16 protein-coding genes are annotated in these 20110 nt (G+C 66.4%); 9 read left to right on the plus strand and 7 right to left on the minus strand.

Annotation, left to right across the window (positions count from 1 at the left end; all coding sequences use genetic code 11):
* Positions 1-81: 81 nt before the first annotated feature.
* Together Y958_RS25125 and Y958_RS25130 are read right to left on the minus strand one after the other, a co-directional pair.
* Positions 82-1407, minus strand: coding sequence for a PQQ-dependent sugar dehydrogenase (locus Y958_RS25125; protein ID WP_088874643.1), 1326 nt, complete (start codon positions 1405-1407; stop codon positions 82-84).
* Positions 1404-1904, minus strand: coding sequence for a DUF2231 domain-containing protein (locus Y958_RS25130; RefSeq protein ID WP_211098777.1), 501 nt, complete (start codon positions 1902-1904; stop codon positions 1404-1406). Before Y958_RS25130 ends, Y958_RS25125 begins: the two co-directional genes overlap by 4 nt.
* A 260-nt stretch (positions 1905-2164) precedes the next feature.
* On the opposite strand from Y958_RS25130, the gene Y958_RS25135 reads away from it, so the two are divergent.
* From Y958_RS25135 to Y958_RS25150, 4 genes are all read left to right on the plus strand, one after another.
* The gene (locus Y958_RS25135) at positions 2165-3868 is read left to right on the plus strand and encodes a tyrosinase family protein (protein WP_186291605.1); all 1704 of its coding nucleotides are present in this window, start codon (positions 2165-2167) and stop codon (positions 3866-3868) included.
* A gap of 188 nt (positions 3869-4056) precedes the next feature.
* The gene (locus tag Y958_RS25140) at positions 4057-5436 is read left to right on the plus strand and encodes an ISNCY family transposase (RefSeq protein ID WP_425600694.1); all 1380 of its coding nucleotides are present in this window, start codon (positions 4057-4059) and stop codon (positions 5434-5436) included.
* A gap of 124 nt (positions 5437-5560) precedes the next feature.
* Entirely contained in the window at positions 5561-5926 is a 366-nt protein-coding gene (locus tag Y958_RS25145; protein ID WP_088874645.1) for a helix-turn-helix domain-containing protein, read from the plus strand.
* A 52-nt stretch (positions 5927-5978) separates the two neighbouring features.
* A complete protein-coding gene (locus tag Y958_RS25150; RefSeq protein WP_186291606.1) occupies positions 5979-7703 on the plus strand; it encodes a M61 family metallopeptidase in 1725 nt (574 codons plus the stop codon).
* Between the two features lie 168 nt (positions 7704-7871).
* Here Y958_RS25150 and Y958_RS25155 read toward each other — a convergent pair whose 3' ends face one another.
* The 3 genes from Y958_RS25155 to Y958_RS25165 form a co-directional block, all read right to left on the minus strand.
* Positions 7872-9020, minus strand: coding sequence for a S41 family peptidase (locus Y958_RS25155; protein WP_088874647.1), 1149 nt, complete (start codon positions 9018-9020; stop codon positions 7872-7874).
* A gap of 309 nt (positions 9021-9329) precedes the next feature.
* Positions 9330-9815 carry a TspO/MBR family protein gene (locus Y958_RS25160; protein WP_088874648.1) on the minus strand — a complete coding sequence of 162 codons (486 nt, stop codon included), beginning with the start codon at positions 9813-9815 and terminating at the stop codon, positions 9330-9332.
* A gap of 96 nt (positions 9816-9911) precedes the next feature.
* Positions 9912-10967, minus strand: coding sequence for a DUF5700 domain-containing putative Zn-dependent protease (locus tag Y958_RS25165; RefSeq protein ID WP_145727621.1), 1056 nt, complete (start codon positions 10965-10967; stop codon positions 9912-9914).
* Positions 10968-11208: 241 nt separating this feature from the next.
* Here Y958_RS25165 and Y958_RS25170 point away from each other — a divergent pair, with 241 nt between their 5' ends.
* The 3 genes from Y958_RS25170 to Y958_RS25180 are packed head-to-tail and all read left to right on the plus strand — an operon-like array spanning position 11209 to position 14203.
* Positions 11209-12519 carry an ethanolamine ammonia-lyase subunit EutB gene (locus Y958_RS25170; RefSeq protein ID WP_244909691.1) on the plus strand — a complete coding sequence of 437 codons (1311 nt, stop codon included), beginning with the start codon at positions 11209-11211 and terminating at the stop codon, positions 12517-12519.
* Positions 12520-12524: 5 nt separating this feature from the next.
* Positions 12525-13310 carry an ethanolamine ammonia-lyase subunit EutC gene (gene eutC / locus Y958_RS25175; RefSeq protein WP_088874651.1) on the plus strand — a complete coding sequence of 262 codons (786 nt, stop codon included), beginning with the start codon at positions 12525-12527 and terminating at the stop codon, positions 13308-13310.
* Positions 13311-13324: 14 nt separating this feature from the next.
* Positions 13325-14203 (plus strand): carboxylesterase family protein, encoded by an 879-nt coding sequence (locus Y958_RS25180; RefSeq protein ID WP_145727620.1) that lies wholly within the window; start codon positions 13325-13327, stop codon positions 14201-14203.
* Here the strand turns inward: Y958_RS25180 and Y958_RS25185 are convergent.
* Together Y958_RS25185 and Y958_RS25190 are read right to left on the minus strand one after the other, a co-directional pair.
* Positions 14175-14822 carry a TetR/AcrR family transcriptional regulator gene (locus tag Y958_RS25185; RefSeq protein ID WP_088875230.1) on the minus strand — a complete coding sequence of 216 codons (648 nt, stop codon included), beginning with the start codon at positions 14820-14822 and terminating at the stop codon, positions 14175-14177. The genes Y958_RS25180 and Y958_RS25185 overlap by 29 nt on opposite strands.
* Before the next feature lie 95 nt (positions 14823-14917).
* A complete protein-coding gene (locus Y958_RS25190) occupies positions 14918-15958 on the minus strand; it encodes an LLM class flavin-dependent oxidoreductase (protein ID WP_211098779.1) in 1041 nt (346 codons plus the stop codon).
* Positions 15959-16331: 373 nt separating this feature from the next.
* Here Y958_RS25190 and Y958_RS25195 point away from each other — a divergent pair, with 373 nt between their 5' ends.
* Positions 16332-18710 carry a TonB-dependent receptor gene (locus Y958_RS25195; protein WP_088874654.1) on the plus strand — a complete coding sequence of 793 codons (2379 nt, stop codon included), beginning with the start codon at positions 16332-16334 and terminating at the stop codon, positions 18708-18710.
* 13 nt (positions 18711-18723) lie between these two features.
* Positions 18724-20013, plus strand: coding sequence for an MFS transporter (locus tag Y958_RS25200; protein WP_088874655.1), 1290 nt, complete (start codon positions 18724-18726; stop codon positions 20011-20013).
* Positions 20014-20110: the final 97 nt, after the last annotated feature.

A 20110-nucleotide genomic window follows, 5' to 3' on the forward strand; every position in this document is an offset into this window, starting at 1 on the left:
CGGGGGCGGACACGGCTAAGCGATGATCGCCCAGCTATGCCGCCACCCGGTCCATTTGTCGCCGCCAAACTTCAGCCGCGGCTATTGCGCCGTCACCCGCCAGACGGTGTTGCCCACGTCGTCGGCGATCAATAGGGCCCCGGTCTTGTCCACCGCCAGGCCCACCGGGCGGCCGTGGGCCCTGCCGTCCTGGTCCAGGAAGCCGGTGACCACATCCACCGGCTGACCGTTGGGCTGGCCGTTGCTGAACGGTATGAAAATCACCTTGTAGCCATTTGGAATCTTTCGATTCCAACTGCCGTGCTCACCCACGAAGGCGCCACCCTGGTAGCTGCTGGGCAGCGTGCTGCCGGTATAGAAGACCATGCCCAGCGGGGCGACGTGGGTGCTGAGGGCATAGTCCGGCACGATGGCGCGGGCGACCAGATCGGGGCGCTGCGGCTTCACCCGCGGGTCGATGTTCTGACCGTAATAGCTGTAGGGCCACCCGTAGAAGCCGCCATCCTTCACCGAGGTCATGTAGTCCGGCACCAAATTTGGGCCCAACTCGTCGCGCTCGTTCACCACCGTCCACAGGGTGCCGGTCTGCGGTTCCCAACTCAGGCCATTGGGATTGCGCAGGCCATCGGCGTAGATGCGCCAGCGGCCGGTGGCGCGGTCCACCTCCCAGATGGCCGCGCGGTTCTTTTCCGCCTCGATGCCGTTCTCGGTGATGTTGCTGTTGGAACCAACACCGACATAGAGCCGCGTGCCGTCCTGGCTGGCCACCAGGCTCTTGGTCCAATGGTGGTCGATGGGGCCGCCGGGCAGGGGCGTCAGGGTGGTGCCCTCGGCCGTGATCTGGGTGTCGCCCTCGGTATAGGGGTAGCGGATGATGGCGTCGGTGTCGGCCACGTACAGGTCGTTGCCCACCAGGGCCACCCCGAAGGGGGAATTCAGGTGGTCCAGGAAAATGCTCTGGGATTCCGGCACGCCGTCGCCATCCGCGTCGCGCAACAGGGTGATGCGGTTGCTGTCCTTGGTTTCACCGCCGGATGTGGCCAGCGATTCCACCCAATGCATGATCAGGTCCTTGGGACGCTTGATGGGTTCGCCTTTGGGCGCCACGGATTCAACCACCAGCACGTCGCCATTGGGCAGGACGGTGAGGGACCGGGGATGGTGCAGCCCGGTGGCCATGGCCTGGATTTTCAACCCTTGGGCCACGGCCGGCTTTTCCCCATCCTTCCAGCCCACCACCTTGGCCACCTTCATGGGCGGCAACAGGTATTGCTTCTGCTTGGGCAGGGCGGGGTTGGCGCCGATCTGGGCATTGGGGTCCGTGCCCTGGCTGCCGTCGTCGCAGGCGCTCAGGGCGAAGGTGGCCACACCGGCCAGGGCCAGCAGGCGAAGGGCATGCCTCTTCATGGCCGCACCTCCACCACCCGGCGGCGGTAGACCAGCACCGACCAGCCGATCCAGTTGCTGGTCAGCACGACGATCAGCACCAGGGCCGACAGGATCAGCCCCTGCGGCACGACGGAGGTCCAGGCGTCGCGGCTGTGCACGAAACAATTCAGGATGGCCAGGCCCAGCGCCACCAGGTTGCCCAGCACGTGCGGCCAGATGGGCGCCTGGGTGACGACGTAACGGCGCTGCCCCAGGTCCACCAGGCCGGCGACCAGCGCCAGGCACCCCAGCACCACGCCGGCGAACAGCAACCAGGCGGAAAAGTCCGCCCACATCATCTCCGCCGTGCCCCAGTAGGCGAGATCAGTGAAGAAGGCGCCGACGAAGCAGACGCTGGGGAAGGGGACCAGCATGGGATAAAGGGGGTGACGCACAACCTCGGTGGTCGTGCTTTCCACGGTGGTCAGATGCACCGGTGTCCCCTGGACCGTCGATCGCGTGATGTCACTGGGCATGGCCATTCCTCTCCATAATCTTCCCCGCGCCTTCAACCCCTTAGGCGTCGGCGTGGTTCCGGAGGGCGCGTGGCTCCCGCTTTTGGGCACGCGTAAAAAGAGTATATCTTCCGGATTGGCGACAGCCCACAGGCCGCCGCTGTCCGCAGGAACGCTCAGATTTCGGTTGTTTATATACTATTAATACGTGCATATCCCAGATGACAAAGCCCGCGAGCCGCGATATGAGTCGCGCATCGATTTCACCCAGGGGTTGTGAAATGCGCATCATCACATCATCGCGGGCCACCCGTCGTCTGATCGGCACGGCGGCCCTCGCCATCGCCACGGCATTCGCCGTCCCGTCCCTGTCCAATGCCGAGACAAGCGCGGAGGCGGCCAAGGCTCCGGGCGGCATCCGCCTCAGTTGGCAGGACTTCGCCAAGGATCCGGCCAAGGTCGCCAGCCTGCGCAAGGCCGTGGCCGTCATGAAATCCCGCAACAGCGCCGACCACACCAGCGCCGTGTACCGCACCAGCTGGGAGTATTGGGCCAACATCCATGGCTATTTCGGCCCGGATTCGCCTTTCGGCACGGTGGCCGACAACACCCAGGGCCTGCCGCAGCAGTACCTGGTCTATTTCAAGGGCATCCAGGACACGACCCCGCCGGACCAGGTGGCCAAGGACGTGTGGGCGAATTGCCAGCACGGCACGCCCTGGTTTTTCGCCTGGCATCGCCTGTACCTGCTGTATTTCGAGAAGCAGTTGCAGGCGGCCTCGGGCGATCCGACCTTGCGCCTGCCGTATTGGGACTACAGCAACCCGGCCCAACTGGCCATGCCGGCGGCCTTCATCGACAAGACCTACGTCGACGGCTCGGGCAAGACCCAGCCGAACCCGCTGTACGAGGCCCGTCGCGCGCCCGGCTGGCTGACGGGCAAGGCCACGCTGAACGGCAGTTCCACCAACATCAATTCCGCGCTGAAGCTGAAGCAGTTCACCGCCTACCAGAACTATATCGAGGGCAGGGTGCACGGTTATGTCCACTGCACCGTGGGCGTGACCTGCCCGGTGGTGGACATGGGGTCGGTGCCCTATTCCTCCAACGATCCGGTGTTCTGGTCGCATCACGCCAACATCGACCGGATGTGGAGTTGCTGGAGCAACATCGGCGGCCACCAGAACCCGGACACCGACGCCTTCCTGAACCAGCCCTATTCCTTCGTCGACACCAACGGCAAGGAATTCACGGTAACGGTCCGCGACCTGTTCAACGGCACCATCGTCGACTACAAATATGAGCAGGAAACGAACTGCGCCCGTGGCGCTGGCGAGACGCTGGTCGCCAGTGCCGGTTCGACGGTCGCGCTGGCCGCCGCGGCGGTGAAGACCGCCGACCAGCCGCCCAACCCGTTGACGCCCACCCCGTTGACGCCCAATGGGCCGGCCCCTAATGCGCCAGCCACGGAAAGCCTGCTTGCGGAGCCCCAGCCATTGAACGCGCCCTCCCAGCCGCTGGCGCTGACCCAGGCCAAGACCAAGGTGAAGATCACCATGCCCCAAGGCGGTGAGAAGGCGCGGTTGCAGGCGTTCGCGCTGGCCCCGCAAAACGCGGCGGCCACCGAGACCCACCTGATCCTGGAGGGCATCAGCTACAAGGCGCACCCCGGCACCATGTTCGACGTGTTCCTGGAGAACAGCAAGGACCCCAAGAAGCGGGTGCAGGTGGGCACCATCAGCTTCTTCAGCCTGTCGGGTGCTGCGGCCGCCAAGCATGCCGAACACCAAGCGCCCAAGACCGATGACTTCGACGTCACCGACGCCCTGCGCGAGGTCGCTGGTGGCAAGGCCAGCCTGTCCGACGTCACCGTGAGCTTCGAAGCCACCACCGGCCGCGAGGGCACGGGTGAGAAGCCAACGATGAACGCCGACGCCGGCCTGACGATCCAGAAGATCAGCCTGATGGTGCAGCCGGCGCAGTGATCTGGACCGGATGAATTAGGATGCCTGGGAAGGGCCGCTGAAAATGCGGCCCTTCCCAATGGCATAACATAATTTCCATAAGATAGATTATCGGTTTTTCGTATGTAGGCGCAAAGTTAAAATGTCAGGCCTGTGCAAAGTAGAACTGTCAGTCTTCCGGTTGGCTGTGTCCGACGTGGGAGGCTGCGGTGGGCTGGGTCGTGATGAGCGAACGGGATGTTCGTCGGGTTGAGGTGCTGTCGGATGTTGTGGGCGGCCGGCTGACGGTGTCGTCAGCGGCGGCTGTTCTGGGCTTGAGCGAGCGTCAGGTATGGCGGTTGCTGGGCCGGTATCGGTCAGGCGGCGGTGGTGCCATCGTGCACCAGGCGCGAGGGCGGCCGTCGAACCGTCAGTTGGGTGCTGGGTTGCGCGAGTTGGCGCTGGAGCTGGTGCGGCGGCATTACGCGGATTTTGGTCCGACGCTGGCGGCGGAGCAGTTGGCGGAGCGTCATGGCCTGGTGGTGTCGCGGGAGACGCTGCGGGGGTGGATGTCCGCGGCGGGGTTGTGGGTGTCGCGGCATCAGCGACGTCAGTTCCACCGCCCTCGCCTGCGTCGAGAATGCCTGGGGGAACTGATACAGATCGATGGCAGTGAGCACCGGTGGTTTGAGGACCGGGCGGGGCCGTGCAGCTTGCTTGTGTTCATCGATGACGCGAGGGGTCGGCTGATGCAGTTGCGGTTTGTGGCGTCGGAGAGCGCGTTCAGCTACTTCGCGGCATTGGAGGGGTACCTGGTTCGGCACGGTCGGCCCCTGGCGTTTTATTCCAACAAGCACACGGTTTTCCGGGTGGCGAAGACGGAGGCACGGACAGGGCAAGGCCTGACGCAGTTCGGGCGGGCCATGGCGGAACTGGGGATCGAGGTTTTGTGCGCGAACTCCAGCCAGGCGAAGGGCCGGGTTGAGCGGGTGAACCGGACGCTGCAGGATAGGCTGGTGAAGGAACTGCGACTGGCGGGGATCGGCGACATGGCGGCTGGCAATGCTTTCCTGGAAGGGTTCATGGAACGCTTCAATGCCCAGTTTGCCGTGGTCCCTGCGCGGCCGGAGGATGTGCACCGTCCGCTGACGGTGTCGGCTGAGCGGTTGGGGGACATCCTGTGCTGGCGGGAGCGGCGGTATGTGGGGCGGCAGCTGACGCTGTCGTATGAGCGCCGGCGTGTGATGCTGGAAGAGACGGCGGTGACGCGGGGGTTGGTGGGGCAGTATGTGGACAGCTACGCCTTTGCCGACGGGCGGGTGGAGTTCCGCTGGCAGGGCGTTGCCCTGCCCTACACCGAGTTCGACAAGACCCAGCGGGTGAGCCACGCGGCGGTGGTTGAGAATAAGCGGCTGTCGGCGGTGCTGGCCGAGATCCGGGAGACGCAGGACGCGATGCCGGCACCGACGGTCCAGACCAACAGCGAGCGCGTTGGTTACGTCAAGACCGGGGGCAAACCGGGGCGCAAGCGGGGGTTGCCGGGGCGCCTTGCGGGGGTAGGCCGGTCCGCTCCGCCTCCGGCTCCGCTGCCCGCCCTACCCCCGCACTGACAGTTCTACTTTGCGGGATACCCTGACACTTCTATCCGGTTGAAACATCGTATGTAGGCGGGGTGGACTCAAAAACGAAGTGCGACTTTCCAACGTTCTCAGTGAGTTGGACAGGAGGTCGCAAATGGGGTCTCACTACTCTCACCTGGATTTGTCGGAACGTCGGCTGATTGAGGCCGGTCTTATCGCCGGTCTCTCGGTTGCGGCCCTGGCCTCGACACTGGGTCGGCACCGGTCGACGGTCTATCGGGAGATTGCGCGTCACTTCTACCACACGGCGGAGCGAGACCGCTGGGGCCATGGCTATCATGGCTACTATTGCGTGGCGGCGCATCGGGCGGCGGGCCGTCGGCGGCATGGCTGTGCCAAGCTGGCCCGTAATCCGGCGCTGTTGGCACATGTGCTGTCGAAGCTACGTTCAGGCTGGTCACCGGAGCAGATCGCGGTGCGGCTGAAGATGCTCGATAGCGCTTCCCATGATAATCTGTAACATGAAATTCCTTATGGCAGGAGCAGAGCCTATGCGGAGGAAACGAAGGGCGATGGGGTTCAAGCTGTTTCCCAGCTTTATAGGAATCGCGCTCTTCGCTTTGTTGGGGACAAGCAACGCCTCGACGGCAGTGTCCTCTGCCCCTTCAATCACTTATACGATATCTCCGAAAGCCGATGCCGGTCAGTTAACCGGAGTAATAGTAGAGGTCACGTTGCCGATCGGCGCGACGGGTGATGTTGTTCTTATCTTACCTGAAGATTGGGGCGGTACTGACAAGCTCTACCGATATCTTTCACCCATCGACGTGATCGGGGGGGCCATTGTCACGCTGTCGCCAGAGCAACGTAAGGTTGTTGGCTCGCCGGGCGGGAGCGTCACATTGCGCTACGCTGTATCCAGTGCCTATGATCATGAGCCGAATGCGAAGGACGGGATCCTCACGAAGGGACCTATGATCCGCCCGGACTGGTTCACCGGCATGGGCGACCAATTTATCGTCGGCCTCAAGGACCGCGACACCGCGCCGGCAACGGTACACTGGAAAGGTTGGCCGAAAGGTTGGGTGACGGTATCGAGCGAGGATGCCCGCCCCTCAACTGTCGCCGATGTAATCGGCGCCAGCTTCATCGCCGGACGGGAGGTCGTAATACGGAGCCGCCCAATCAGCGGAGGCACGCTTCGCTTCGTAAGTCACGGTTCTTTTGAATGGAATGTTGATGCGTATGCTGATCGCGTAGCGCTAACGATCGATGCCGAGCGCAGATTCTGGGGTGGCATCACGGGCAACTACACAGTGACCATGGTCGGCTTGGCCCCGTCGTTGGGGTTCAGTTCGTCGGGGGGCACAGGTCGAAACCACGGCTTCGTCCAATATGCCTCTCTGGATACGCAGATGCCCGTCCTTGAACGGAATATAGCGCACGAACACATGCACAACTGGATACCGCGCCAAGTCGGAGAGATGCCCGACACGGGTGGCGAGGCATCAGTCTATTGGTTCAGCGAGGGGCTCACTGATTTTTATACAGGAAGGACGCTGTTGCGCTCAGGTCTGTGGTCACCGGAGCAGTTTACGGACAACCTAAACGAAGTTATCACCCGCCTCGCAACGTCGAAGGCCCGCAACTACACCAACGCCCAAGCGGCGAAAGAGGCATGGTCGGATCAGGACGTGCACCAACTCGCCTATGATCGCGGACAGCTGTTTGCGTTCCTGCTTGACCATGCATTGCGGAAGTCTGGAAAGCGCGGACTGGACAGCATCATGCTTCTAATGCGCGACCGCTGGCAGGCTGCGCCCGCAAACGCCAAACCGCCCGTGATCGCGAATCTGCTCTCAGCCGCCGATGCCGCTGCCTTCGATATGCGGCCGATGCTCGCAAAGTACGTCGATGCGGGCGATACGATCATATTACCGGCGGACCTCTTCGCCAGTTGTGCCACGATCGCGGATGTGAAGCTGGCGGAGTTCGACCTTGGCTATGATCGCGTAGCTACGGGGAAAAGCGGCGGCGTGTTTGCCGGGGTTCAGCCGGATGGTCCTGCCTATGCCGCCGGACTGCGCGACGGCATGGTCAGATTGGCAAAGTTGAACGGAACGATGGGCGTCTCGACAAAAGCCTGGAGTGTCCGTGTTCGCGACGGTGACCGTGAGCGCGTCATCACCTACTATCCAAGGGGCAAGAAGCTCGTTGATGGTCAGGAGATGCGCCTAACGGCATCGCGCTCGCCCTCCCAACGCAAGCTGTGCGCGCTATCTATGAGCGGTGCCTGATTGCGTGGATGTGGGTTTCCCGATTGAAAACGACGACGCGACCTACGTGACCTGGCTGGGAGGCGCCCCTGGTCGGCCGGCAAGAGATAAGGCCGCCCGTGCCCGACCGCCCCCTCATCATTGCCCTGCCCCGTCGCCGGGCGTGTGGCTTGGCCGGCGGCGGGGCAGTTACTCCCGCACGCAGTCATAGGCGCTGTCGGAAATGGCCGTGATGTTGTCCACCGTCACCGGCACGCTGCTGCGATAGCCGGCGGGGCAGACGGCCATGATCCGCCAGCCGCCGCGCGGCGTGGCCCGGGTGGCCAGGGTCTGGCCGCTGTCCAACGTGTCCAGGCGCAGTGCGTTCGGGCTGGTGCTGCGGCGCTGTTCCAGGGTGATGGGCTGGGGACAGACGTTGGTCATGAGGCGCACGCCGGCGTCGTCCGGATCAGGCTCGGTATGACGGCAGCGCTCCGCCTGGGGCAGCGTCGCCTGTCCCAGGTCCCAGGGTGTGGCCGTCGCGTCCAGAGGGGGCCGCCGGTCGGGCGGCAGCGTGGTGGTCAAGGCGAAGTTCGGGTTCTGGGACGCCGTGAGCCAGTCGGCGCGGATCAGGTCGTAGGCGGCGGCCTTTTCCTGGCCGGGTTCCGTCACCACGTCGGGCCGCACCCCCACCCCTTCCCAGCCATCGCCGCCATCCGGCGCCCGCAGCAGCTTGGTGGGCAGGAACAGCGACAGGCCGCCGGGCAGATCCTCCAGGTGGCCTGCGATGCCTGCACCCGCCGTCGTCTGGCCCACGATGGTGGCGCGGCCGGCCCGCTGCAGGCCGAAGGCGAAGCCCTCCGCCGCCGAACCGGTGTGGGCGTCGACCAGGATGTAGAGCTTGGCGTCGGCCAGGCGGCGGCCGGGGACATAGCCGTAGGTCCACTCCTGTTCTTCACGGGCCGGATCGCGGTGCACACCCCGGACCAGCAGGCGCTCCTGCCCCACGGGGAAGAAGTATGTCGCCAGGAACACCCCGATCTCGCCATTGCCACCGCCGTTCCCGCGCACGTCGATGATCACGTAGCGCGACCGGGCGGCCAGGGTCATGGCGGCGGCGGCACTGGCGAAGCCGGCCTCATTGGCGGTCCATGGCCCCGGGGAGCGGATGATCGTGACCGGCAGGTCGGGATCGACGGTGACGGCGGCGATGCCGTGATAGGGGCCGGCCACCTCCTCCAGGCCCGGACCGTCGCCGGGCGCGGCGTCGCACCGTACGCTCAGGTGCAGGTCGGCATGTTCGGCCCGCAAATCCTCGGTCAACCTTTTGGCCAGGGGGGCATGGCGCCTGCCCGTCATAGCGCCCGGCCTTCAGCCCGCGGGCCAGCGCCTTTCCGTATCGCGCGGAAATGTCAGGCAAAGGATAGTGGTCGCGCAGCAGGCGGCTGATGGTTGCCACCGCGTCCGCCACCTGCCCATGATCAAGCGGCGCCGGCCCGGCGTCGGCGGCCCCCGCCACCGTACTGATCAGCAGGCAGGCACCGGCAAGAAGCGTCAGGGCGCGTGGCATCGGACGACAGACGATCCAGGTGAGGAAACGCCCCCATCCTATTGATGGTTCAAGATTCGTCACCCCTTATGCGGGCGGTGGCGAATTTGTCGCACATCTCAGTTAAGAAGATAGATCCCGGCGTTCAGTGCCGAGGCGAAGGCGACCCAGGCGGCATAGGGCAGGAACAGCAGGGCGGCGATCCGGTCGTTGCGCCAGGCCGTGGCGATGAAGGCGAGAATGGTGATCAGCAGCAACAGAATGACGGCCAGCGCCAGGCCCGTCAGGTGGGCGGCAAAGAAGATGGGCGACCAGCAGAAGTTCAGCAGCATCTGAATCCACCACAGCCGCATGGGCCGGCTGTCCCTATCCCGCCGCCATACCAGCCAACCGCCGATGGCCACCAGTACGTAGAGGATGGTCCAGGCGGGGGCGAATACCCAGTTGGGCGGCGTAAATCCAGGTTTGGCCAGGCGCAGGTACCACAGGCCGGGCACGGTCAGGTAGCCGATGGCAAGGCCTATGCCCAGGACCAGGACGACGAAGAGGATGAGGGCCCGGGAAACCGACGATGGCGCCGGCGGTTCATCCTCATGGGGCGTCATGGGCGCATTCCCTGAATGGTGTCTACCAAAGCATTGGTACACAATAACTTCGCTACTGTCGCGCCCGTTCCATGCGCCCCGTTCGGTGCCTGGTGGTTAGGCGCCTTGCAGCCGTTTCAGCAAATCCGGCGACCAAGTGGCGAGCCGCGCGCCGTGCGCGTTGGCCTCCTGCGCCACCTGGTTGTAGAGTTCCAGCAGCTTGCGCGGGTCGAGCAGGCAATCGTTGAAGGCCGCGCGGCCGAAACGCTTTTCCACCAGCACGGCCATCTCATAGCCCACGGTGTACCAGGCGCCCTGGGCATCGCCCCAGAAGGGGGCCGCGCGCTTCATGATGTCCGCGTCCTGGATCAGCTTGTCGTCCAGGATGTCCAGCAGCAGTTGCTGGATGGCGTCGAGGTCGGCGGCGAAGCGCTGCATGTCACCGTCCCAGCGGGCGCGGACGGGGGCGTCGTCCTCCCAGTGGGGATGCCGGTCGGCGCCGGCGGCGGCCAGCATGGCCTCCCCCTCCCCGAAGGCGCTGAGCCAGTTCACGGCGCGTTTCACATTGGCGGGCAGCCCCGCCTGCAATTCTTCCTGCCGGGCCGCCAGGCTTTCCAGGCCGATGTGGTGGCATTCATGGGCCACCGTGTTCTCGAACTGGTCCCGCGACTGATGGTTGACGGCCAGGAAGATGGCCGGGCCACCGCCATCATCCGCCGCCGTGGCGGGCTTTTTCCACACGAAGCTGTTGCGCTGCGGCTTGATTTCCGGGAACACCTGGGCGTGGATGCTGGCGCCCGGCGGCAACCATGCCAGGACCCCGGCGCCCAGCCGGGCCATGTCCGCTTGTTTCATGGCGGCCAGGGTCGATGCCCAATCCGACCGCTGCGCCGCCGCTTCCGCCGACAACAGGAAGCGCTGGAAGTCCTCGTCGGAAAGGGGGCGTCCCATCGCCGCCTCCCGGGCCTTCAGCCACTGATAGGGCCGTGTCGCGAACAGGCGGTTCCAATCCGCCGTCGTGACCGGCTCATGCGCCGCGCTCTTGTCCAGGATGCGCAGGGCTTCGTCCGCCTCCGACGTGTCGAGCGCCAGCGACACCGGCCCCTGGGCCATGGCCGTGCCCGCCAGGAAAAGCCACGCCCCGACGGCGGCGGAATACATCGATCCGTTCATGCCCCTGCCCCCCTCCAGTCCATGGCCCAAAATACCAGGACGTGGGCCGGCGCCCCAGGCCGCTTGCCGGTGCCCGGTTGGGGCCACTCGTCGCGCGGCCACCTTCTCCACGCCGGCATTCGATGTCATGATCGGCCCTGCCGTGAATCCTGTGAGGGGAGATGTGGGCTTGGTTGGACGCGCGCCGTACCGCATCGCCTTGGGCGCCCGAACCTGGACATTCACCGATCTCAAGGATCTGATGGCCAAGGCGACGCCCCCCCGATCGGGCGACCGGCTGGCCGGCATCGCCGCCCAGTCGGCCGAGGAAAACGTGGCGGCCAAGATGTGCCTGGCCGACCTGCCGCTGAAGACTTTCCTGACCGAGGCGCTGGTGCCCTATGAGGAGGATGAGGTCACCCGCCTGATCCTGGACCGGCACGATGCCGCGGCCTTCGCCCCGGTGTCGCACCTGACGGTCGGCGGCTTCCGCGACTATCTGCTGTCGGATCAGGCGACGACGGGCGCGCTGGCCGTGCTCGCCCCCGGCCTGACGCCGGAGATGGCGGCGGCCGTGTCCAAGATCATGCGCAACCAGGATCTGATCCTGGCGGCGCGGAAGTGCAGTGTCGTCACCCGCTTCCGCAACACCATCGGCCTGCCCGGCACGCTGGCTGTGCGGCTGCAGCCCAACCACCCGGCGGACGACCCCGCCGGCGTGGCGGCCAGCATCCTGGACGGGCTGCTCTATGGCTGCGGCGACGCCGTGATCGGCCTGAACCCGGTATCGGACAGCCTGTCGGTGCTGGCCGACCTGGCCCGCCTGATCGACGGCGTCATCCAGCGCTTTGCCATTCCCACCCAGGCCTGCATCCTGACCCATGTCACCACCAGCATCGAACTGATGAACCGGGGCGTGCCGCTGGATCTGGTGTTCCAGTCGGTGGCGGGCACCCAGGCGGCCAACCAGGGCTTCGGCGTCAACCTGGCCTTGCTGCGTGAGGGCATGGAGGCGGCCCAGGCGCTGAAGCGCGGCACCGTGGGCGACAACGCCCTATATTTCGAGACCGGCCAGGGCAGCGCCCTGTCCGCCGGCGCCCACCATGGCGTGGACCAGCAGACGCTGGAGGCGCGGGCCTACGCCGTGGCGCGGGAGTTCCGTCCCCTGCTGGTCAACACGGTGGTGGGCTTCATCGGGCCGGAATACCTCTATGACGGCAAGCAGATCATCCGCGCCGGGCTGGAGGACCATTTCTGCGGCAAGCTGCTGGGCCTGCCGCTGGGCTGCGACGTCTGCTACACCAACCATGCCGAGGCCGACCAGGATGACATGGACACGCTGCTGACCCTGCTGGCCACCGCCGGCGTGTCCTACGTCATGGGCGTGCCGGGGGCGGACGACGTCATGCTGAACTACCAGTCCACCTCCTTCCACGACGCCCTTTATGTCCGCCGCCTGCTGGGCCTGAAGCGCGCGCCGGAGTTCGAGGCCTGGCTGGCCGCCATGGGCATCACCGGCGCCGATGGCCGGCCCCTGCCCCAGCCGCCCAGCCAGCCTTTGCTGCGGGGGTGACGCTGATGGACAAGCCGACGGTCATGCCCGACGCCTGGGCGCACCTGGCCGCCGCCACGCCGGCGCGCATCGCCCTGGGCCGCGCGGGCGACAGCCTGCCGACGGCGGAGGTGCTGCGCTTCGCCCTGGCCCACGCCCAGGCGCGCGACGCCGTACACACCCCGTTCGACGCCGCCGGCCTGGTGGAGCAACTGGCGGCCTTGGATCTGGCGCCGGTGGCGGTGCACAGCGCCGCACCCGACCGCGCCACCTACCTCAACCGCCCGGATCTGGGCCGCCTGCTGGATCCGGCGGGCCGGCAGGCGCTGACGGCCTTGCCCCTGACCAGTCCGGACCTGGCCATCATCATCGCCGACGGCCTGTCGGCGACGGCGGTGCATCGCCAGGCCCTGCCCCTGCTGACCGCTTTCCTGCCCTGGGTCCGGCAGGAGGGCTGGCGCCTGGCGCCGGTGGTGGTGGCGTCCCAGGCGCGGGTGGCCCTGGGCGACGCGGTGGGCCAGGCGCTGGGCGCCCGTGCCGTGGCCGTGCTGATTGGCGAGAGACCGGGCCTGTCCGCCCCCGACAGCCTGGGCGTCTACCTCACCCTGAATCCCGCGCCTGGCCGCCTGGATGCCGAACGCAACTGCCTATCCAATATTCGCGACGGCGGCCTGTCCCACGACCTGGCGGCCTTCAAGCTGGCCTGGCTGCTGCGCCAGGCGCTGCGCCGCCAGGTGACGGGTGTGGCCCTGAAGGATGACAGTGACCGCTTGCTGGTCGATGGCCGCGCCCCCATGTTACTGGCGGACTGAGGGAGAGAACGGCCGTGCTGCGGACAGGTTTGGTGGCGTTGTCGATGATGGCGCTGGCGTCAGGAGCCCAGGCGGAGGCCGGCCGCATCGAGGAACGGACCCTGCCCTATGCGCCGCTGCCGGCCGACCTCAAGGCGGTGGACGAGATCATCAAGGCGGCGCTCAGCGACGACTTCGTAGCCAAGACCTATACCGCCCCGGACGGTCGCACCGTGCCCTATCGCCTGCTGGCCCCGGCCACGGTGGTGGCGTCCCAGCCGGCGCTGGCCAAGCTGCCCCTGGTGGTGGTCCTGCACGGCTCCGGCAGCATCGGACAGGACAATGCCGGACAAATGACCGGCTTCGCCAAGGCCTGGGCCCTGCCCGACCTGCGCCGCCGCTTCCCCGCTTATGTAGTGGTGCCGCAGGTGGACGCGCGCAGCGCCGACTACGCCTCCGGCGGCGACGGCCTGTTGGCATCCCGCCCCGGCGCCTCCCTGTCCGCGGTGCTGGCTTTGGTGGACGACCTGGCGGGCCGTCTGCCGGTCGACCCGGCGCGGATCTATGTCATCGGTTTCTCCATGGGGGCGTCGGCGGCGCTGGACGCGCTGGTGGCCAAGCCCGGGCGCTTCGCCGCGGCGGTCGCCTTCTCGTCCGTGCCGCCGGACCGGGCCCAGGCCGCCGGGGTGGCGACCGTGCCCACCCTGCAGGTGCATGGTGACCAGGACACCGAGAACCCTTACGCCCCCGACCATGCCTGGGCGGAGGCGGTGGCCGCGGCCGGCGGTGCGCCCGTCTTCGTGCGTTATCAGGGGATGGCGCACCGGGTGCCGCCAGACATGATTCTAGCGCCCGGCTGGCGGGAGTGGTTGTTCGCCCAGCGGCTCACACCGGCCGTGCCGCCCCGTCCTTGAGGGGCCGGCCGTATCGGGCCAGCAGGGTCCGCACCGCCTCGTCGATCACCCGGCCCACTTCGGCATCGTCCACCACCTGGTCCGCGGCCAGGAAGGTGGGCCAGAAGATCAGGTCGTTGATCATGCCCAGGAACTGGCGCGCCGCCAGGGGCACGTCATGGATGTCCATGGTGCCGGCCGCAATCTCGGACCGCAGGTAGGCATGCAGGCGGTTGAGGTAGGGTGCCTTGCCCCGCAGGAACAGCGCCTGGCCAAGCTCCGGGAAACGCGGCGCCTCCGCGATGATGACGCGGAACAGGGGGCCGGTATCGGGCTGGCGCAGCTTGCCGGCATAATCGTGGCCGATGGCGGTCAGCCCGGCGGTGGGGTTGCCGGCCGGCGGCAGCGGACGCTGCAGCTCCGGATCAACCTCCCACAATTCCTCCATGATGCCTTCGAACAGGGCGGCCTTGGTGGGGAAGTGCTTGAACAGGGTGCCGGTGGAGATACCTGCCTCCCTGGCCACATGCGCCAGGGTGGTGCGGTCGTAGCCGTGCGACAGGAAGGCCCGGCCGGCGGCGGCCAAGGCCGCGGCGCGCTTTTCGGACTTCACACGTTCCCGGTACTTTTCCACAGCCATGGCCGACACATCCCCAATTCCAGCCGCAAGCCGCCTGTATACCGGCGGTTGCGGCTGGGGTTAAGGAAACAGATGTTCCCCTTCAAAGAATGCTTTTAAAGGGGGCCATGGTTCAAATGTGGCAGGACATGGCGGGCGAACAGGTCGCATTCCCGCGCATGGGGATAGCCTGACAGGATGAAGGCCTCGATCCCCGCCGCCTGATAGGCCCGCAGCTTGGCCAGCACTTGGTCCGGATCGCCGACGATGGCAGCGCCGCAGCCGGAGCGGGCGCGGCCGATGCCGGTCCACAGGTTTTCCTCGACATAGCCGTCGGTGTCCGAGGCTTCGCGCAGGCCCGCCTGGCGGCTGACGCCCAGCGAGGCGCTGTCCAGCGACTGCTTGCGGATGCGTTCCCCCTCCGCCGCGTCCAGGTGGGATAGCAGGCGGTCGGCCGCCGCCCGCGCCGCCGCCTCCGTCTCGCGCACCACCACGTGGACGCGGTAGCCGAAGCGCAGCGTACGGCCGTGGCGGGCGGCGCGGGCCGACAGGTCGTCGACGATGGCCTTTACCTCGCCCAGGCGGTCCGGCCACATCAGGTAAACGTCCGCCCCCTTGGCCGCAGCCTCGCGCGCGTCATCCGACAGGCCGCCGAAGTAGAACAGCGGCGCCTTCCCGCTGACGGGCCGCACGCGCGGCGGCTCGACCGCGACCTGATAGAACTCGCCCTTGAAGTCCACCGCCTCTCCATTCAACAGGCTGCGCAGCAGGGCCATCAGTTCCGTCGTGCGGGTGTAGCGGGCGGCGCTGGGCAGTGTCTCGCCCGGCATGTCGCTGGAAATGATGTTGATGCTGAGCCGCCCCTGCAGCATCTGGTCCAGCGTCGCCAATTGGCGCGCCAGCTGCGGCGGCCACATCTCACCACAGCGGATAGCCACCAGCAGCTTCAGCCGGCGCAATAGCGGCGCCATGGCGGCGGCGAAGGCGGTGGTGTCGATGCCCAGGCTGTAGCCGGAGGGTAGAAGGATGTTATCGTATCCTCCCTTTTCCGCCGTCAGCACGATGTTCCGACAGTGCTCGAAACTGGACAGCAGGGCCGGATCGCGCACCCCCAGGAATTCGTAGTCGTCGTCGCAGAGGGCAGAAAACCAGCTCACCTCACAACGGGGGGCGGCCGATAACGACGTCTGGGAGGACGGGGATGCGGTGTTCGACATGGGGGCTCAGGCCTTTCCATCTGGCTGGCATGCCTGGGGACCAGAATGGTTAAGCCCCTGAACATGAAGCGGAATTCGTGACACGAGGCAAGGTCCGGCAAGGCCCCTGCCCAGGCCCGCACACTCTCCACCCCACCGGTTTCCAGTTCAACTGATTTTTTGTGTGGAATGTCCATCACGCATACGGCAATTGTCCGAATTAGCAGTGAAGTTCGTTGACCGCGTTAATTTGTATGCTGAATATGTCCGTGAATAATCTTCAATAAACACATTATATGATGTGAAATAATGCAGCAGAAGGGGAGTTCGAGGGATGAAGATCGCCAACAGGGCCGCCATCGAACAGTCGCGTAAAGTAGGTTTGTCATTCCGTCTGCTGGGAACCGCCGCGCTGGCGCTGTCCCTGGCGGGCGCTGCCCATGCGGCCGAGGCCACGTCCACGGATGACGACGCGCTGACCGAGATCATCGTGACGGCGCAGAAGCGGGGGGAGAACCTGACCTCGGTTCCGGTCGCGATGTCGGTGGTGACGGGCGACGCCCTGGCCCATGCCGGCGTCAGCACTTCGGAATCCCTACCCAACCTGGTGCCGGGCGTGACCTTCCGCAAAGGCACCACCAACAAGAACTCCGCCCTCAACATCCGCGGCATCGGCACCCTGTCGTTCAGCTCGGGTGCCGAGCCCAGCGTGTCCACCGTGGTGGACGGCGTAGTCTACGCCCGTTCCGGCATGGCGGTGACCGACCTGCTGGACATCGACCGGGTGGAGGTGCTGCGGGGACCCCAGGGGACGTTGTTCGGCAAGAACGCGTCGGCCGGCGTCATCAACATCGTGACGGCAGAGCCCAAGCCCAGCTTCGGCGGCTATGCCGAGGCATCCGGCGCCGACAATGGCGAGGTACGGCTGCGCAGCAGCGTCTCCGCCCCCATCAGCAGCGACCTCGTGGCCCAGCTGGCGGCGTTTTATGGTCACGCCGACGGCAACGGCCGCAATGTCCACAACGGCCACGACATCAATGGCTATGACCACAAGGGCGCCCGGGCCAAGCTGCAGTGGACGCCCACCGACGCGGTCAAGGTCACCTTCATCGGCGACTATGCCGAGGCCGACGACAATTGCTGCGCCGAATCCATCCAGATCATCTCCAACAGCGCTGCCAACGTACGCGGCCTGATCCCGGCCTTGTCGCCCGTGTATCCCTCGGCGACCAACAAAGACATCAACAACGACGTCGACCCCCACACCAAGGATCGCAACTTCGGCGCCTCCGTCCAGGTGGACTGGGCGTTGCCGGCGGGGACCTTCACCTCCATCTCCGCCTGGCGCGGCTGGCACAATGTGGAAACCCGGGACGGTGATTTCACCGCCAGCTACCCGGCCTACGTGGGATCGTCCGTGCCCGGCGGCAGCACCAGCCTGACCGACCACGGCTATGTCGACCTGAACCAGTATTCGCAGGAACTGCGCTATGCCTCCGACCTGGGGGGCCGGTTCGATTATGTCGGCGGGTTCTTCTTCTTCCATACCGACACCAAGGAACGCTTCATCCGGTCGGACGTCACCTGCACCGCCTCCACCCTGGCGGCGCTGGGCAACGGCAACATCCCGTGCGCGTCCGGCAGTTCCACCTACGCCCGCGCCTCCGGCACGGCGGTGGACAGCGTGACCACCAACAACGAGGCGCTGTTCGGCCAGGGTACCTATCACATCACCGACGATTTCCGCCTGACCTTCGGCGGCCGCCTGACACATGACGAGCTGGACTACACCTTCCAGCGCGTGGCCACCGCCACCGGTTTCGCCGGCATCGGCGCCAGCTTCGCCAGCGCCAACAACTACAGCCGCAACGACGCGTCGGCCAAGGCGGGCGTGCAGTACGACCTCGGCCCCAACACCATGGCTTACTTCACCTATTCCCAGGGCTACAAGGGGCCGGCCTACAACATCTTCTTCAACATGGCGGCCAACAACACCGGCCGCCTGTCGCCGGAAACCTCCAACGCCTATGAGGTGGGGCTGAAGACCTCCGCCTTGGACAACAAGGTCGTGGCCAGCCTGGCGCTGTTCCGCGACGACATCGACGGCTTCCAGACCAACAGCTTCACCAACATCAATGGCGCCGTGGTCAGCACCTTGGTCAACGCCGGCACGGTCCGCACCCAGGGCGTGGAACTGGATTTCCTGACGCGGCCCCTGCCCGGCCTGACGCTGAACGGGGGTGCCGCCTACACTGACGCCACCATCGTGCAGTTCGCCTGCCCCACCGGCGCGCCGGCCACCTGCTATTACCCCAATGGCAAGGTGCTACCTTATGCGCCCAAATGGAAGCTGACGGCGGACGCGGCCTACAAGCTGCCCCTGCCCGACAGCGTGCCGGTCGGCGTGACCATCGACACCAGCTATTCCTGGCGCTCCAACCAGCAGATGGACATCGGCGAATCCCCGGCCACCATCCAGCAGGCCTACGGCATCTGGAACCTGGGCGTGGACTTCGCAGCGCCGGAGGACCGCTTCGTCGTCCGCCTCTATGCCCAAAACCTGCTGAACCAGTTCTATGCCGTATCCAAGGTGCCCGACAGCGCCACCAGTGTGGTCAACGGTATCGCCGTGCCCTCCACCACCTATGTGCGCCTGGGCGTGCCGCGCGATGCCCAGCGCATCCTGGGCCTGGGCATCCGGACGAAGTTCTGAGTAGGCTGACGGCATGACGACGCAGACCGACACCGGCCCGGACGGTGTGACCGAGGCGCCCGCCGAAGCGCCCGAGCTTGCGGCCCGCCGCCCCCTGGGCTGGGCGCCGTGGCTGGTGCTGGCCTGCGTCTTCGCCGCCACGGCCCTGAACTACGCCGACCGGCAGAGCATGGCCCTGCTGAAGCCCTTGATCGACGCCGATCTGGGCTGGGCGCAGGAGGATTACGGCCTGGTCATGACCGCCTTCCAGGCCGCCGGCATGCTGGCCCTGGTCGGGGCCGGCTGGTTCATCGACCGGGTGGGCCTGCGCTGGGGCTATCCCCTGGCGGTGGCGGCGTGGAGCTTGGCGGCCATGGCCCATGCCGGCGCCCGCACCACCGGGCAGTTCCTGGCCTGCCGCCTGGCCCTGGGCGTGGCGGAGGCCGCCAACACCCCGGCGGCGGCAAAGGCGGTGGCGCGCTGGTTCCCGGCCGATCGCCGCTCCATCGCCATCGGCCTGATGAACGCCGCGCCCAACGTGGGCGCGGTGGCGACCCCCCTGATCCTGCCCTGGCTGGCGCTGGAATGGGGCTGGCACGTCACCTTCTTCCTCACCGGCGCCGCCGGTCTCATCTGGCTGGTGGCCTGGTTCCTGCTGCCCGCGCGGCCCCGGGTTCAGGCCGTGGCCGCACCCGTCGAGGACCAGGCGGCCTGGTCCTGGCGGCGCCTGCTGACCGATCGCCACTGCTGGGCGGTGGCCGGGGCCAAGTTCCTGACCGACCCGGTCTGGTGGTTCATGCTGCTGTGGATGCCGGACTTCTTCCATCAGCGCTTTGATCTCGACATGCGCCATATCGGGGCGCCGGTGGCCACGGTCTACGCCCTGGCCACGGTGGGGGCGCTGCTGGGCGGCATCGTGCCGGCGCGCCTGCTGGCGGCGGGCGTGTCGCCCAGCCGGGTGCGCTGGATCCCCATGGCGGCCTCGGCCGTGCTGGTGCTGCCCCTGCCGCTGGCGCTCTGGGCTGACAGCCCTTGGCCGGCGGTGCTGTTGGTCGGGCTGGTGCTGGCGGCGCACCAGGGGTTCTCCACCAACGTCTTCGCGCTGGCGGCCGACGCCTTCCCCGTGCGCATGGTGGGCACGGCCATCGGTGTCGGCGCCTTCTGTGGCAATCTGGGCGGCGTGCTGATTCTGCAGGCCACCAGCTGGCTGTCGGCCCATGGCGGCTATCACCCGCTGTTCATCTATTGCGCCGTGGCCTATGGCCTGGCCTTTCTGCTGGTGCGGGTCCTGATCCCGCGCGTGCGGGTGGGGGAAGGGGCATGATCTATTTGCCCCGTCGATGGCGACGCATGGGTTTTATCGATTTTCCTTTTACCCTCGCGCCCCGGTCTAATGCGGACCCAAGACGGGAGGAATAAGG

It is taken from the genome of Nitrospirillum viridazoti CBAmc (assembly GCF_000730165.1).
Taxonomy (GTDB): Bacteria; Pseudomonadota; Alphaproteobacteria; order Azospirillales; family Azospirillaceae; genus Nitrospirillum; species Nitrospirillum viridazoti.

Excerpts from the sequence above, each read along its gene's own strand:
- Y958_RS25155 (WP_088874647.1), bottom strand. The coding sequence starts at position 9,020 with ATGACGGGCAGGCGCCATGCCCCCCTGGCCAAAAGGTTGACCGAGGAT.
- eutC (WP_088874651.1), top strand. The coding sequence starts at position 12,525 with ATGGACAAGCCGACGGTCATGCCCGACGCCTGGGCGCACCTGGCCGCC.
- Y958_RS25130 (WP_211098777.1), bottom strand. The coding sequence starts at position 1,904 with ATGCCCAGTGACATCACGCGATCGACGGTCCAGGGGACACCGGTGCAT.
- Y958_RS25150 (WP_186291606.1), top strand. The coding sequence starts at position 5,979 with ATGGGGTTCAAGCTGTTTCCCAGCTTTATAGGAATCGCGCTCTTCGCT.
- Y958_RS25185 (WP_088875230.1), bottom strand. The coding sequence starts at position 14,822 with ATGGCTGTGGAAAAGTACCGGGAACGTGTGAAGTCCGAAAAGCGCGCC.
- Y958_RS25200 (WP_088874655.1), top strand. The coding sequence starts at position 18,724 with ATGACGACGCAGACCGACACCGGCCCGGACGGTGTGACCGAGGCGCCC.
- Y958_RS25170 (WP_244909691.1), top strand. The coding sequence starts at position 11,209 with ATGGCCAAGGCGACGCCCCCCCGATCGGGCGACCGGCTGGCCGGCATC.
- Y958_RS25125 (WP_088874643.1), bottom strand. The coding sequence starts at position 1,407 with ATGAAGAGGCATGCCCTTCGCCTGCTGGCCCTGGCCGGTGTGGCCACC.
- Y958_RS25160 (WP_088874648.1), bottom strand. The coding sequence starts at position 9,815 with ATGACGCCCCATGAGGATGAACCGCCGGCGCCATCGTCGGTTTCCCGG.
- Y958_RS25165 (WP_145727621.1), bottom strand. The coding sequence starts at position 10,967 with ATGAACGGATCGATGTATTCCGCCGCCGTCGGGGCGTGGCTTTTCCTG.
- Y958_RS25135 (WP_186291605.1), top strand. The coding sequence starts at position 2,165 with ATGCGCATCATCACATCATCGCGGGCCACCCGTCGTCTGATCGGCACG.
- Y958_RS25195 (WP_088874654.1), top strand. The coding sequence starts at position 16,332 with ATGAAGATCGCCAACAGGGCCGCCATCGAACAGTCGCGTAAAGTAGGT.
- Y958_RS25145 (WP_088874645.1), top strand. The coding sequence starts at position 5,561 with ATGGGGTCTCACTACTCTCACCTGGATTTGTCGGAACGTCGGCTGATT.